The sequence below is a fragment of the Bradyrhizobium sp. CCGB12 genome (assembly GCF_024199845.1).
GTDB lineage: Bacteria > Pseudomonadota > Alphaproteobacteria > Rhizobiales > Xanthobacteraceae > Bradyrhizobium.
The window spans coordinates 5686836-5702081 of record NZ_JANADO010000001.1 but is presented as its reverse complement, the minus strand read 5'-3'; the positions used below and the strand labels follow the sequence as shown (position 1 = coordinate 5702081).

At 57.0% G+C, this 15246-nt stretch carries 8 protein-coding genes and 5 pseudogenes; 12 read left to right on the top strand and 1 reads right to left on the bottom strand.

The features are described 5' to 3' along the window. Nucleotides 1–82 precede the first annotated feature (82 nt). Nucleotides 83–565, bottom strand: coding sequence for a MarR family winged helix-turn-helix transcriptional regulator (locus NLM27_RS26190; RefSeq protein ID WP_254146049.1), 483 nt, complete (start codon nucleotides 563–565; stop codon nucleotides 83–85). Nucleotides 566–1031: 466 nt separating this feature from the next. Between NLM27_RS26190 and NLM27_RS26185 the strand changes: the two genes are divergently transcribed. The 12 genes and pseudogenes from NLM27_RS26185 to NLM27_RS26135 all read left to right on the top strand — a co-directional run bounded on the left by NLM27_RS26185 (nucleotide 1032) and on the right by NLM27_RS26135 (nucleotide 15198). Further along, nucleotides 1032–2549, top strand: a complete 1518-nt coding sequence (locus NLM27_RS26185) for a porin (protein WP_254146048.1) — start codon at nucleotides 1032–1034, stop codon at nucleotides 2547–2549. Between the two features lie 720 nt (nucleotides 2550–3269). Beyond that, on the top strand, nucleotides 3270–3548 hold the full coding sequence (locus tag NLM27_RS26180; RefSeq protein ID WP_254146047.1) for a hypothetical protein: 279 nt from the start codon (nucleotides 3270–3272) through the stop codon (nucleotides 3546–3548). 316 nt (nucleotides 3549–3864) lie between these two features. Continuing rightward, nucleotides 3865–6306 carry an FAD-dependent oxidoreductase gene (locus NLM27_RS26175; protein WP_254146046.1) on the top strand — a complete coding sequence of 814 codons (2442 nt, stop codon included), beginning with the start codon at nucleotides 3865–3867 and terminating at the stop codon, nucleotides 6304–6306. A gap of 219 nt (nucleotides 6307–6525) precedes the next feature. Beyond that, nucleotides 6526–7246 (top strand): annotated as a pseudogene (locus NLM27_RS26170) (electron transfer flavoprotein subunit beta/FixA family protein). A 27-nt stretch (nucleotides 7247–7273) separates the two neighbouring features. Further along, nucleotides 7274–8196 (top strand): annotated as a pseudogene (locus NLM27_RS26165) (electron transfer flavoprotein subunit alpha/FixB family protein). A gap of 26 nt (nucleotides 8197–8222) precedes the next feature. After that, complete coding sequence (purU, locus tag NLM27_RS26160) at nucleotides 8223–9107, top strand: formyltetrahydrofolate deformylase (RefSeq protein WP_254146045.1); 885 nt, start codon at nucleotides 8223–8225, stop codon at nucleotides 9105–9107. A gap of 5 nt (nucleotides 9108–9112) precedes the next feature. Then, nucleotides 9113–10012 (top strand): annotated as a pseudogene (folD, locus tag NLM27_RS26155) (bifunctional methylenetetrahydrofolate dehydrogenase/methenyltetrahydrofolate cyclohydrolase FolD). 533 nt (nucleotides 10013–10545) lie between these two features. Then, nucleotides 10546–11082: a molybdopterin-dependent oxidoreductase gene (locus NLM27_RS26150; protein ID WP_254146044.1), complete on the top strand. Its 537-nt coding sequence runs from the start codon at nucleotides 10546–10548 to the stop codon at nucleotides 11080–11082. Between the two features lie 166 nt (nucleotides 11083–11248). After that, nucleotides 11249–11632 carry a molybdopterin-dependent oxidoreductase gene (locus tag NLM27_RS26145; RefSeq protein ID WP_254146043.1) on the top strand — a complete coding sequence of 128 codons (384 nt, stop codon included), beginning with the start codon at nucleotides 11249–11251 and terminating at the stop codon, nucleotides 11630–11632. Between the two features lie 855 nt (nucleotides 11633–12487). Next, nucleotides 12488–12826, top strand: a pseudogene (locus NLM27_RS44090) (hypothetical protein); the annotation flags it as partial. A gap of 165 nt (nucleotides 12827–12991) precedes the next feature. Continuing rightward, nucleotides 12992–13343 (top strand): annotated as a pseudogene (locus NLM27_RS26140) (RidA family protein). Between the two features lie 553 nt (nucleotides 13344–13896). Then, on the top strand, nucleotides 13897–15198 hold the full coding sequence (locus NLM27_RS26135) for an FAD-binding oxidoreductase (RefSeq protein ID WP_254146042.1): 1302 nt from the start codon (nucleotides 13897–13899) through the stop codon (nucleotides 15196–15198). Nucleotides 15199–15246 lie beyond the last annotated feature (48 nt).

Below are 15246 nucleotides of genomic sequence, written 5' to 3'. Positions count from 1 at the left end.
TCGACGTGTGCTCCGGAGCGCCAGAAGGCCGCAAACGATAAAGAACTTTGGCGACTAGTTTCTCCGGGCGAGCCCTTCCGCGCTACAATATGCCCAAGCTCAGTTTCTGAGCGGCCAACCGACTATTCTTGGCAATCGAGATCAGTCGTTGATTCAGGTACCGAAGAGATTCCTCGTCAAGCTCGGCAAAGATAGTCGAATTAACGGCTGTTCTCGTGATCGACAGAGCCGTAATTCCTGCGCGCGCTTTTTCGGTCAGCGACATCTGCAAGAATCTTCCGTCATCAGGTGAGGGGAGGCGTGCCAAAAGTTCCAGACTCTCGAGTTTCTTAGTTTGATTGGTGACGAAGGCGGGGTGAATCCTCAGCTTGTTCGCAACGGCGATTCCTGAAACGCCGCGACCTTCATCGAGTTCGTCTATCGCCATCAAAATCAGCCACTGAGGCTCCGATATGCCCAGCATCTGGCCCCATCCCTTATGTATTTCCTCAAGGTGTGAGTGGAGTTCGACGATGTTCCAGAAGAAATCGCGCACGGCTCTTTCCGAATGTTCTTTTTCGGCCATGACAGTTTTCCGCCACTTCAAGTGCTGGTTCGACACAAAAGATCGCGAACTTAGTAACCTCTCGTGGGAGCTCGAAAAAGAGTAGCACGTACACAACTGCTATTCAAAAATGTCAATTGACAAATGCAATTAAGTAGTCGATGGTTCCACCACAATCGCAATGCCTCTTGGCCAGCGGTTTATGCGAAATCTCCACAGTTGGAGCCTCCAGGATGCCCCCTGGGGGCTCTTTTTGTATTCTCCCTCGGGAGCGGGTGTTCAAGTAGGGGCGTATGTTGCCATATTGCAACATTGACGCACCAAATATAATTGATGATATTAATTTATTGCAACAATCATTCGTCAAATTTATAAGGCGGGAGACTCGAGGGGTGCCTCGGAGTCGGTCCGTCAAGCTCAGCCCGTTCAAGGGCGACGGCGGATTTTTGAAGGACGGAAACGGCGTTTCCAACTTGGAGGTTTATCGATGAACTTGACAACGAGCTTTTTTCTCGGCTCCGCCGCGGTGCTTGTGGGGGGGGGGGCGCAAGCGGCCGATCTCCCTTTGAAGGCGAAGGTGATCGAGTACGTAAAGGTCTGTTCGTTGTACGGTGCTGGTTTCTACTACATCCCGGGCACGGACACTTGCGCCAGGCTGGGCGGCTATCTGCGTACGGATCTCCAACTCGGCAGTAACTCTGACGGTGGCTTCGCGACCGGAGGTGTTGCTGGTGCGCATAATCGCCTGAGCAATTACTACTTGTCGCGTTCTCGTGGTGCGCTCACGATGGATACGCGCACCGCGACAGAGTACGGCATGGTTCGCGCCTACTTCTACGGGGTGTATACTTGGACCGACGGGGGCTACGGCGGCGCCGGCGCGGGTGCTGCGGGTGGTGCAACCGCCTATGACTCGGGGTCCAACGTTCCTGGAGCTGGTGTGCTCGGTGTCTTCGACGCCTTCATCCAGTTCGCGGGATTCACCTTTGGTAAGGCGCAGTCGCAGTTCTCGGCGCCGTGGGCCGAATACCCTGGCAACATGATGGAGCTTCCGGGTGGCGGTGGCTGGGAGCGTGTGAACCAGCTCACCTATACCTCCGATTTCGGTCAGGGGATGACGGCTGCTTTCTCGGTTCAGGACCAGGTCCAAAATTACACGACCAACGTTTGGAACGTGAATGGCGCAACAACGGCGGGGCTTGCTACCGGTGCATACGGAGCAAATGATATTGGCGGTTCACGGGCGCCTGACCTCGTTGCAATGGTTCGTGTTGACCAGGCATGGGGTCTCGTCCAGGCATCGTTAGCGGCTCACAACAATCATGCCGGCTACTATGGAGCTTCAGAGGTCACTGGGCACCCGGGCGATAAATGGGGGGGGGCTGGTCAGTTGGCGTTGTCCATCAAGAACATTCCGACGGGAGCGGGTGACAGCATCAACCTGCAGGGTGTGTATACGTACGGTGCAAGCCGCTACAACTTCCAGAGCTATTTGCCGTCTGCCTTCGCGATGTACGGCGGCGGCGGCGGCGTGCCGGGAGCTTACCAAACCATCGGGCTTGCTGGTCTTTCCGATTCCGTTTTCGTTGCTGGTGCTGGCCAAGAATTGACCACGACCTATGGTCTCAATGGCGCTTTTAATCACAACTGGGATCCGCACTGGTTCACCAGCATCTATGGCGCCTACGCGGCTGTGCGCTACAACGGCACCGCAAAGAGCTACATCTGCGGTGCGTTCGTCGGCACGTTGGCCCTGTCCAGCGGTCTTGCCGGCTGTAACCCGGACTTCAACTACGCAACCGTCGGCATTTACAGTGGCTGGACCCCAGTTAAGAACCTGACGTTCTCGGCCGACCTCTCCTATACCATGCTCGATCAGAAATATGCGAGCGGAAGCACCGTGACGCTGCCCCTGCAGGCGTCCATCGCGAAGCCAGCCGGTACTTACGAACTGAAGGACCAGGGCACCCTCACGCTACTGCTCCGCGCTCAACGAAACTTCTGAGTTTCCTGTCAAACCAGTAGAAGGAGATACAATCAGGCTCTTTGCATGAACGTTTAACCTCCAAGAAGGCCTCCGGCATGCCCGCCGGAGGCCATTCTGCGCCGAGATTGTGCTTTCGAGGAAAGTAGACTTTCGCATCTTGCCATGTTGCTACGAAATCAATCTTGAATGACCAAGAACCAACTTTCATTTTCGGTGGTGTGACCGCGTCGCAGTCATGATGTATGAAAACCCGAGCCTCGCCGCTTATGGTGTCCAGCGGCGCGGAGCTTTGGCACGAGACCGGGAGGCGAGCACGAGTCTACTTGTCGTCATCCGATGATTGGTTCTCAAAGTGAGACCTCTTTCACCGAGGCGACTGGAGTGTCTGCTTAAAATTTCCCAAGAGCGCGTCAGCGCGCGCCGCGCCAAGGCTATGAGGGGGTGTGCTGAGGCGAGACTGATTGACGACTTGCGTCGCGGGTGGGGGCGGTCCGCCGGGTTTACCGCGTGTTCTGCCCAATACTTCGATCTAACGCTGTAGATACAGCCGGTCCGCAATGTCGCAGCCAAATTGATCTCTAGGGGGGGCATTTTGCGGAAATCCTTCAACTTCGGCCGATATTTGCCGTCATCATGCGTCGATGAAGTTTTAAATCTCAAACTATGAAGTAGGGCATAGGACCAGCAGCTCTGCGCCTGGGTCCTCGCTCAGTCACCGAAGGTGGGAGCGCGACCTGAATGATTGAGACTGAAGCGCTAGCGGTCAACCGAAGAAGTAGTTTCGTCGTGACCGAGTGCGGGAATGCCGTATTGATGCCGGCTGTCAATGTTGCTCGCAACTATGTTCGGGGTCAGCGCCGCGATCGTGCCCTTTCGGTCGGCCCGACGATCGATTGCTTTGCAGCTGCTTGCGAACGGTTCTTCCGTGGAGCGTCTTGGGACTTGCTCCAGTTCGGAGCATTGATTCCGACCTTTGCCGTTCACCAGGGTTTTCAAGATGCGTACCGTGAACTGTGATGACGCCGTTTCATGTAGGCGGGCGTTTGCATTGTGCTGTACATTCGGAGTGCTCGGGCTGTCGATCTAAAGATCGGTCGCGGCGGTGTGCGATGCTCGTTGAACGTCGTGTTTTGTTAGGTCTGGAATCGTCGGTTATCGCCCGACTAGGCGAGATCTTTGATTGAGAAATTGTCCAAGTCGGATTGTTCAGCGCCCGTCTTCAACTCGTTTCGCATCAGAAGCGTTGCGGCCTCAAGCTAACTCGCCGGCCTTTGATGACTTACTTCCAGGGAAGGCGAAACTCATCCGTTACGAAATGTGGAGACAATGACGCATGACACTACCCTCGCACGCGCAAGTCATCGTGGTCGGCGGCGGAATCATCGGGACGAGCATAGCCTATCATCTAACCAAGGCGCGGTGGCGGGATGTTGTCATTCTTGAGCGGGGCCAACTAACCTGTGGCACGACTTGGCATGCCGCAGGTCTCGTGGGCCAGCTGCGCTCCTCGCTCATAATGACTAATCTGAGCAGATACGGAGTCGAACTATTCAGCGCGCTTAAGGAGGAAACCGGTCAAGACACTGGCTTTCGTCAAACCGGAAGTCTGATGCTGGCGCGCACGCCCGAAAGGTTGACGGAGATTGCCCGCCGAATCGCGCTCGTTGATCACTTCCAACTAGAGGCTCAAATGGTAACCCCCGATGAAATCGGGCGATCCCATCCGTTGGTCGACGTCAAGAGATTGGTGGGCGGAGCGTACATTCCCGGCGACGGAACGACGAACCCGATTGACACCACGCAGGCCTTGGCGAAGGGTGCACGCCAAGGCGGTGCCAAAATCTTCGAAGGCGTCACGGTCACAGGTTTCCAGATCAAAAACGGATCGATCCGAGGAGTTCTTACCGACAAGGGCAACATCGGGTGCGAAGTAGCTGTTCTGTGCGCGGGTGCTTGGTCTCGTGAACTAGGTAAGTCCATCGGACTGAAGATCCCGCTCTATGCCGCCGAACATATGTACGTCGTCACCGAGACACACAAGAATATCACGCCGAACCTTCCTGTGCTTCGCGACGGAGATGGCTTTGTTTACGTCAAGGAAGACGCGGGCAAACTGCTAGTCGGTACCTTCGAGCCGCGGGCTAAACCCCTGCCGATGTCAAAGCTCCCCAGTAACTTCCATTTCGGCGAGCTGAGCCCTGACTGGGACCATTTCGAGCGGTCGCTGTCGCACGCATTGGAGCTCATCCCGCTCCTAGCAGACCTGGGCATTCGTCATTTCCTTAACGGGCCCGAGAGCTTTACGCCTGACAACCGCTTCATTCTCGGCGAAGCACCAAACGTGGCAAATCTCTATGTCGCTGCAGGATTTAACTCCCAAGGTATCGTCATGTCCGCCGGCGTAGGCAAGGCGATGTCCGAGTGGATAGTCCAGGGCGAGCCGACGATGGATCTGTCCGACCTCGACGTTGCGCGCTTCAACGATTTTGAGATCAATGAGAGATTTCTTCACGACCGAATCTCCGAGAGTGTGGGGCGGCTCCAAGCCATTCACTGGCCCAACCGACAGTTCGAAACCGCGCGGCCGGTCCGTGAAACTCCGCTCCACTCACGTCTGCAAAAGAAGGGCGCAGTTTTCGGCAGTGCAGCCGGTTGGGAGCGAGCCAACTGGTATGCTCGCGACGGCGTGAAGTCCCAATACGAATATTCGTTTGGGCGTCAGAATTGGTTTGAATGCGTGGCGGGCGAACATCGCGCGGCCCGGGAAGATGTCGCCATATTCGACCTGTCCTCGTTTGGAAAGACCTTCATCGAAGGGCCTGACGCCGAAGCGGAGCTGCAGCGGATATGCGCAAACAATATGTCGGTGGCTCTGGGAAACCTAGTGTACACGCAGATGCTAAACAGTCGCGGCGGCATCGTCGCGGACGTCACTTTCACCCGCTTGTCCGAAAAGCGCTACATGATGGTTACCAGTGCCCCGGCGCAACCCACCGACATTAATTGGATCCGAAAAAATCTACGGCCGGACTCCCGCGTTGTCGTAACGGATGTCACGTCCGGTTTTGCCGTGCTGTCCGTCATGGGGCCAAAGTCACGAAACTTGATGCGAAGGGTTTCGCCCGCCGACTTTTCGAACGAGGCCTTCCCATTCCGATCCTCGCGGCAGATCGAGATCGGGTACGCAATCGCGACAGCGCAGCGCGTAACGTATGTTGGAGAGCTGGGTTGGGAGATTTATCTTCCTACCGAGTTCGTTGGACCGGTATTCGATCTTCTGGTCAAGGAGGGAGAAGATCTCGGACTACGGCTAGCCGGCGGTCACGCTATTGAATCGCTCCGCATTGAGAAAGGCTACCGGCATTTCGGCCACGACATCACGCCGACCGATAGTCCCTTGGAAGCCGGTCTCGGTTTTGCTGTCTCATTGCGGAAGCATGAGGATTTCATCGGTCGGAAAGCGCTCGAGAAGCTGAAAGCCGAAGGGCTTCGGCGCCGACTTGCATTTTTCCGCCTAACTGACCCCGAACCCATTCTGCTCCATGACGAGCCGATTTACCGAAACGGCATTTATGTCGGACGGACTACATCGGCTGCCTATGGCCATACGCTCGGTTGTTCGGTCGCAATGGGTTATGTCGCGGATGTCGTGGAGGCCTGGCCTGATTGGCTTAGCAATGGTCAGTTCGAGATCGATCTGGCAGGTGTCAAGCACGCTGCAATCGCATCGACGCGCCCATTCTATGATCCCGACAATACGCGCGTCAAAGCGTGATGGGCCGGGTCGGCCACGGAAAATCAGCACGCAGCGGATCGATGCAAGGTGAACAAAGTCGCCTGGCGAGCGCATGAGCAAGCCGTTGCGCTTTCGGTGCTGCCACTTGAAGTAAGCAGCCCCGGGAATAGAAATCTGAAGCGAGAGCTTGAGCCCGGTATTGCCTCATCATTCGAAGGCGTGCCGCGCTCATGGTGCAAATATAGGACGAATTCGCATATGAAGGTTCTTGTCCCGGTCAAACGAGTAGTCGATTCCAACGTGAAGATCCGAGACAAGCCGGATGGCTCTGGCGTTGATCTTGCGAACGTCAAGATGTCGCTGAATCCGTTCGATGAGATCTCGGTCGAAGAGGCGCTGCGGCTGAAGGAAGGCGGCCGAGCAAAGGAAGTTGTAGTCGTCTCGATAGGTCCGGCCAAATCCAAGGACACGTTGAGAACGGCCCTTGCCATGGGTGCGGACCGGGTAATTCTGGTCGAGACGGAAGATGCAATCGAGCCGCTCGCGGTAGCCAAGATTCTGAAGGGCAGCGCTGACGCCGAAAAGCCCGGCCTTATCATCGTTGGCAACGGCCAGATGCTTGCGGCTCTTCTACGTTGCGCCCAGGCGACCTTCGCTTCAAAGTGTGAAATGGGGGATGGCAGGGCGACAGTCACGCGCGAGATTGATGGCGGACTGCAGATGATCGAGGTTGCGCTGCCCGCGGTGGTAACGACGGATCTGCGCCTGAACGAGCCGCGCTATGCCTCGCTGCCCAAAATCATGAAGGCCAAGAAGCGGCTGATTGACAAGAAAAGCCAAGCCGACTTTGGGGGCGAGACCACTCCACGGTTGAAGGTGCCTGAAGACCGAAGAACCGGCCGGTCGCAAGGCGGGCGTCAAAGTCGGTTCGGTCGCCGAGCTTGTCTCCAGGCTGAAGACCGAAGCCGGCGTTCTTTAGTTCGTAGGTGTCAACCAGGGAGTTACCGTGGCTATTCTTCTTCTAGCTGATCACGACAACCGGCCCCTTTCTGACCGGACCGCCAAGGCGCGGTCAGCGGGCAGCAAAATCGGTCCCGATTTGCACGTGCTTGTAGCGGGCAAGAGTGCGAAAGCCGCGGCTGACCAGGCATCCAAGCTTTCGGTTGTTGCCAAGGGTCTTCTTGCTGAACGCGACGATTTGCGCATAACCTTGCAGAGCCATTGGCCGCTCTCATCATATCGCTCGCGGACAGCTACGACACCATCATTTCGGCTGCGAGCGGCGTCGGCAAGAGTATCATGCCGCGAGCGGCTGCGCTTCTCGATGTGGCGCAGGTTTCCGAAGTCATCCAGGTGGTTTCTGCCGATACTTTCAAGCGTTCGATATGCCGGAAATGCCATCCAGACAGTGCAGACGAGCAAACCCAAGAAGGTTATTACCGTGCGGACCGCCTCCTTCGCCGCTGCCCGGGCTGACGGTTCGGCACCGGTCGAGGAGATCTCAGTAAAGGCCAATTCAGGTCTCTCGACCTTCGTTGCCGATGTCACGGCTGCCTCCGAGCGTCCAGAGCTGACCTCCGCCAAGATAGTCATCTCGGGCGGCAGAGCGCTGGGCTCATCGGAGAAGTTTAAGGAAGTGATCCTGCCGGTTGCTGACAAGCTCGGAGCCGCCGTCGGCGCGTCGCGGCTGTCGATGCCGGCTATGCGCCTAACGACAGGCAAGTCGGTCAAACGAGCAAGATTGTGGCTCCTGAGCTCTACATCGCCTGCGGCATCTCAGGTGCCATCCGGCATCTGCCTGGCATGAAGGAATCAAAGGTCATCGTCGCCATCAACAAGCACGAGCAAGCGCCGATCTTTCAAATCGCAGACTACGGGCTCGTCGGCGAGCTCTTCGAGATAATGCCCGAGTCGGAGAAGGCCCTTTAGATCCCAAACATACTTAGGCCCAGCAAATGAATAAGTTTACTCTCACCGTTACATGCGACAGTCGTCGTGGAATCGTTGCTGCGATCTCTGGCTACCTTGCAGGACAGGGTTGCAACATCGTGGATTCATCGCAGTTCGACGATCTCGACACCGGCAGGTTCTTCATGCGGGTGAGCTTCATCTCAGAAGATAGGGTTGACCAAGCCGCATTGATCGAAGGGTTCAAGCCGATCATCGCCAAATTCGGCATGGACGCCAAGATCCATGACGCAACCAAGCGCATGAGGATCTTGCTGATGGTTTCGCGCTTCGGGCACTGTCTTAACGACTTGCTTTACCGCTGGAAGACCGGTGCGCTGCCAGTCGACATCGTTGGCGTAGTCTCCAACCATTTCGACCACCAGAAAGTCGTTCTTAATCATGATATCCCCTTCCACCACATAAGAGTCACGAAGGAAAATAAGCCGCAGGCCGAAGCCCAGCTGATGGACGTGGTCGGGCAGACTGGCACTGATCTGATCGTGCTTGCCCGCTACATGCAGGTTCTGTCGGATCAGCTTTGCATGCGACTGTCAGGGCAGATCATCAATATCCATCACTCCTTCCTGCCGAGCTTCAAGGGAGCTCATCCGTATAGGCAGGCTTATAAGCGTGGTGTGAAGCTGATCGGTGCTACGGCGCACTATGTCACTGCAGATTTGGACGAAGGCCCGATCATCGAGCAGGACACCGCTCGCATCACGCACGCTCAGAGCCCCGAGGACTACGTCTCCCTCGGCCGCGACGTCGAAAGTCAGGTTCTGGCTCGCGCCGTGCACGCGCATATCCATCACCGAATCTTCATCAACGGCAGCCGCACTGTCGTCTTTCCTGCGAGCCCAGGCAGCTTCGCCTCAGAGCGCGTGGGATGACGGGCATGGCTCACATCATTGACGGCAAACAGCAGCGGCATCGGTCATCGAAGTGGTGAAGGGGGCGGGCCCTCGCGCTGGACCGGGAAAAGGGGGTGAAGACGGGGACTGGCGGTGGTGATCGTCGGCGATGATCCGGCAAGCCGCACCTATGTTGGTGCCAGAGCCGTATGGCCGGGGAATGCGGCTTTACGTCGATAGAGCGCACACTGTCCGCTGAGACTACGCAGGAAGAACTGATCTCCCTCGTGCAGTCATTGAATGACGATCCCTCGATCCATGGCATTCTGATGCAGCTGCTTTTGCCAAAGCCGTTGAAGTCGAATCCAATCATTCAATTGATCCTGTCCGAAAAGGATGTGGATGGCCTTCACGTGGTCAATGCTGGTAAGCTTGCCACGGGCGATCTGGAACTGGCCTCGTGTCCTACACGCCGGCACGCGCGATAGTCTTTGTACGCCGCACACATGGCAATGACCTGTCGGGCTTGAATACCGTTGTAATTGGCCGTTCGAACCTGTTCGGCAAGCCGATGGCGCTGCTCCTGCTCAATGCGAATGCAACAGTGACGATGACGCATTCGCGCACGAAGAGCCTCCCCGAAGTGTGTCGCAAGGCCGATATTCTCGTCGCTGCGGTCAGCCGTCCGGAGATAATCAAAGCGGATTGGATAAAACCAGGAGCAACCGTGATCGATGTCGGTATTAACCCGGATTTCTGCACCAGGAATGGGCGATAGAAGAACGCGTCTCGTCGGCGATGTTGCTTTCAAAGAATGCGCAAAAGTTGCTGGTGCGATCACGCCGGTCCCGGGCGGCGTTGGGCCGATTACCGTCGCCATGCTGATGGCCAATACGATCGTTGCTGCGTGTCGGGCAAACGGCGTCGCGCCATCTAATTTCTAAGATGTAGAAGTAACGAGCTTTCTAACGGAGTGGGCATTCGAGGTCGACCGCCTGCAACCTCATGGATTGTTCGTCGGCGCGCGACTAGCCTGCTTCGGTCGCCTTAACTTCTGGCGGAGGACATTGGAAGACCGTTTACATGGCGACGCATGGGGCATTTACGAAGCAGAGCAGGGGGGCGAACGGGCCTGCGCTGAAAGGGCACGCGAAGATCCCGATCCCTCCCCCATCGGATTTGCGATGCTCGAAGCACCGCGCGCGCAGTCGCGTGATGAGGCCGGACGTGCGTTGCGGTGGGTGGAGAAAGGCGCCGGAGAAGCGCGCATGCGAACCCGTCGAAGTGGGGTGGGACGACGCGCTGGACCTTGCTGCCGTCGCAACGAAGAAGCTCATCATCGAATACGGTAACTAATCCGTGTTCGGCGGCAGCTACGGCTGGGGGCAGCGCGGACCCTTTCCATCGTTTTCCGAATTGCTTGTGCGGTTATGTGCGCCAAGTCGATCCGTACAGCCTGGGTGCGGCCAGAGCCGTGATGCCGCACATCGTCGGCCACATGGATAAGCTGAAGGCGCCCCAACCAGCTGGAACATGCTTGAGCAGGATTGCGAAGCTATACCTCGCGTTCGCCGGCTCGCCGTTGAATCCGGGTCTCGTCGGTAAGCACATGGTGAAAATGGGCCTGGAGAAAATGCGGGCCGCCGGCACGCGACTCATCAACATAAGCCCAGAGAACACGAGTCTCGAGACCGGCGGTGAGGTCGAGTGGATCCCGATCCGCCCGAATACCGACACCGCGATGCTACTCGCGATCGCGCAAACGCTTTACACCGAGGGCCTTCACGACGAGGTCTTTATGGCGAAGTATTGCGTCGGTTTCGACAGGTTCCTCCTGTACCTGCTCGGCGTGAGCGACGGCGTGGCGAAAACGCCAGAGTGGGCTGAGAGCATCACGGCCGTATCGGCGGAACGCATCCGTCGGCTAGCGCGCGGGCTTACGCGCGCGCGCGTTCGATCATCACCATGGGCGTTGCAACGTGCGCACCATGGCGAGCAGCCGCCGTGGGCCTGATCACAGTCGCATCGATGCTCGGGCAGATCGGGCCTGCCGGGTGTTCGCTTTCGGCCATGGCACCGCGAACTCGGTTGGCAACGTGAGCCCACGCGTTTCGCGGCCCAGTTGGCCCTAAGGCGCGAATCCCATCAAGTCTTTCATTCCGGTCGCTCGTATCGCCGACATGCTGCTGCACCTTCGACTACAACGGTCGGAAGCTGAAATAGCCGGACATCCAGCTCATCTACTGGGTAGGCGGGAATCCGTTCCACCATCATCAGGACCTGAACCGGCTGCTGCGCGTCTGGCGGAAGCGCGAAAAGCGATTATCGTCAACGAGCAATTTTGGACGCCTGCCACGAAGACCGCGGACATCGTGTTTCCGATCACGACCACTCTGGAACGCGAGGACATCGGCCTTTCGGCACATGAACGCCACGCCGTGGCGATGGGCAGGGTGATTGATGCCGTCGGCGAAGCACGAAATGACTTTGAAGTGTATTGCGCACTATCTGAACGGCTCGGCACGAAGCTCGCGTTCACCGAGGGCAAGTCCGAAGTGCAATGAAAGCGCGAGCTCTACGAGCAGTTCCGCCATAAACATCCGCGCCTCGAATTCCATGACTTCGAGTCTTTCCTGAAATTGGGAATGCTTGATCTGCTCAAGGGAGAGTCATCACACGTAATGTTTGCGGGCTACCGCGCGGATCCGGTGGCAAATCCGCTGGAAACGAAGCGGGCGCATTGAGATCTTCCGTGAGACGATTGCGTCCTTCCGCTACGACGACTGCCCCGGCCACCCGACATGGATAGAGCCGGCGGAGTGGCTTGGCTTGGCGAAGGTCGAGAAGTTTCCATTGCACATGATCTCGGACCAATCCTTTACCAAGCTGCACAGCCAGTTAGATCACAGTGCAATTAGCAAAGCGAACAAGAGACACGGCCGCGAGCCTGTGCTGATCCTCGTGCGAAGATGCCTTAGCGCGAGGCATCGAGGAAGCTGACGTCGTGCGCGTGTTCAACGATCGCGGCACCTGCCTCGCGGGCCCGCGTGTCGCACCGCATCCGTGCCGGTGTGGTGAAGATTTCGACCGGAGCGTGGTTCGACCCATTAGAATGGGACGACGGTAAGCCGTTCGAGAAGCACGGTAATACCCGAACGCGCTGACCATGGACATCGGTACGTCGAGCCTGTCGCAAGGATGCGCGACGCATACCTGTGTGCTGCAAGTCGATAAGCACACGGGCGAGTTGCCACCGTTTAGCGCGCACGAACTGGCGCCGTTGATGTCGCGCGAGGATGGCTGCATCTTGCTTACGATGGAGAGCCCAGCGTCCGCAAATTGCTTTGCGAGACAGAGGGGGCGACCTCGGCGACTACCGCTAGACCGTCCAAGCGAATGGCTTTGCTCACGCGCTTAGTGACCACGTCATGACGTTCGGTGCGTTGCCAAAATCGACTGAAGAGACAGTCGTCACTTGGAAGATGTTCGTTCACAAGGATGCGCAGGAAGGCGTTGACTTCTCCATCGATGAATTTACCTCGCTTTGGGCCAATACCAACCAGGAAGACAAGGAACTTTCTGAGATCAGGGGACGTAAATGGCAAGGGCTACCGGTCGACCAGGTCCCTACTCCCAGAAGATGGAAAAGAATTGCATGTGTTGTTGACTGGTATTACGTGAGGCCCGAAAGCACCTTGATCGTACCGCGGCTAATAGGCGCGTCTTGGCATAAACGACGATCTCACAGCCAGCCATAGAGCTGAGATGGCCCAGAGTCGACTAGAAGTGAAGCGGGCACGCGCCGCTGAGCTCTGCATGCATCCCCTTCCATTTCTGAAGAGAGCGGCCAGCTCGATAAGAGCAATGCTAGTCTTCTTCACATCGCCCCTGCGTGGTCCTCCATTCAATTCTGAAGAGCGACAATGACGATCGAGCGTTTTGAAGCCGGCCCGTGTAAGAGCCGGGTTGTCGTGCACGGCGAGACTGTTTATCTTGCAGGCGTCGTCGGGAAAGATGCCGCCGGCGAGAGCGTGAGCAGACAGACCCAGGAGATAATGTCGATCATCGATAGCCGGCTCGCCATGGCGGGTACTAGCGAATGGAAGCTGTTGTGAGCGACGATATACATTGCGGATATAAATACCTTAGAGAGATGGGACGCTGTCTGGGATACCTGGAAATCGAAGGACGATACCGCCGGCGCGAGCGACTGTAGAAGCGAAACTTGCAGGATCGCAATACAGCGTCGAGATCGTAGTGACTGCGGCGAAATAGCCCCAGGCGCCTTAGAGCAGAAAATCGGTGCTTTTTGCGTAAGAATGCCAAGCCTCACAATCGCTCGTGCGATACGCCGGGCGGGCCTTTTGACATGACGCCTCGGCTTGTCCCATTGCTGCCGCAGAACAACTCCATCGCTGTCTGCCATTACTGCGCGGTGCAGTCATCAACGCACCCAGAGCTATGATGTGGGCCTGGTCGATGACTACGGTGCTATTACGTCCTGGGTCCATTGAGGATCCCACGTGCCTCCACCAGTTGGTTAATACTGATACGAGTGGTCGGTGTCGGCCATTTGACCAACGAATGTACGGCGGAACCTGAATAATCCCACTTGGAACCAAAGCACTACAACGCAGAAGACGGGTTCCCCAGTGCCCCTTGAATGCAGACTTTCTGCGTCCACGCCACAAATGCGAATATTACCACCTCCTACACCTATGAGGTGACACTCTGGTGTGCGCTCTGCGATGTTCTTGATTATTGACTTTGGAACGTTCGAGTGAGCCTGGCCAATCGATCATGTTCCTTATCTTGGAGACTGGAACCCATGAAATCGCGAAGCACTCCTCACTATTCTGTTGCCTGTGGCTGGAACGCGCTGCTGCCCGCGCGGGCCGTTCGCGTGGAAGCGCCTTCCAAACGGAAATATGACGCAATTGTTGTTGGGGCGGGCTTTACTGGCCTCGCCATTGCTCGCCGATTTGCCGAGTTGCAGCCGACCAAGGAGATTCTTGTGCTCGATGCCGCCGAAATCGGCGAGGGATTGTCGGGGCGGAACTCAGGCATCTTGGCTCCGACAGTCATCCAACCGCGCGCCAATGCTTTCGGTTCGGCCGAGGAGGATGCAGCTCGAAAGTCGCGAATTGTTCTTGCAGGGCTCGATTGGCTGCGAGATGTCGTGAAGAACAACGACATCCGGTGCGATTGGATCGAGGATGCACCTCGAATTGTGGCCGCCGCCACCAAACAAGGAGTGGATAAAGTGCGCACATCGCTCGCTTCATTAACCAAGCGAGCTCTCCGCTATCGGGAGCGAGACCGCGAAGACCTTCTTGTGCTTATCGGTACGCGCTACTATGAATACGGCTGCGAGGGCTTTACTCACGCCCTGATTCAGCCCGCTGCGCTCATTCGCGGACTCGCCGACACGCTTCCCGCCAATGTCACGTTGTTGGAACGCACGGCAGCTGAGGCAATTGAGGGGAGCGGTCTCTTTCAGGTGGTGACAAAGCGCGGAAATTTCGTCGGCGAGAAGGTCTTCGTGGCGAACAACGCGCACGCCAGGTCACTGGATATCGCGCTCTATCGAATGGTCGTGGTCCATACTTATGGAGCGCTAACTCCCGAGTTGGACGATACTGAACTCGACCTTTTGGGTCGTTTGCCTGAGTGGGCGATACTCCCGCCTACCGCCATGGGAACAACCATGAGAAAATGGAAGCGGCGCATCCTCATTCGCAGTGGTCACTCTTACGAGCGCGAGACGAGCATTGACAAGGTTCGTTCGCTTTTGTCCAGCCTGTATCGGAATCGATATCCAACGATGCCCTCCTATGAGTTCGAGCACGTTTGGGGCGGCGGTGTCGGTATTACCTCGAACCGCGAGAATTATTTTGGGGAGTTGAGGCGAGGTTTGTTTGTTTCGGCTGGATGTCAGGGCGCGGGCGTCTTGCGAGGAAGCATTCATGGAAAACTCTTGGCGGAACTGGCATGTGAATCTCAATCGTCTCTGCTGGCGGACCGCATGAAGTTGAGTGGCCCGAAATGGATTCCTCCAGAGCCGCTGCGGGGAATGGGAGCCGTGGCCCAGATGGCCTGGCAACACTGGCAAGCCGGGCGCGAGTTTTAGAGAGAGGCAAACGGAATCGATGTCGCCAAAGGACCCCGTGCCATTCGC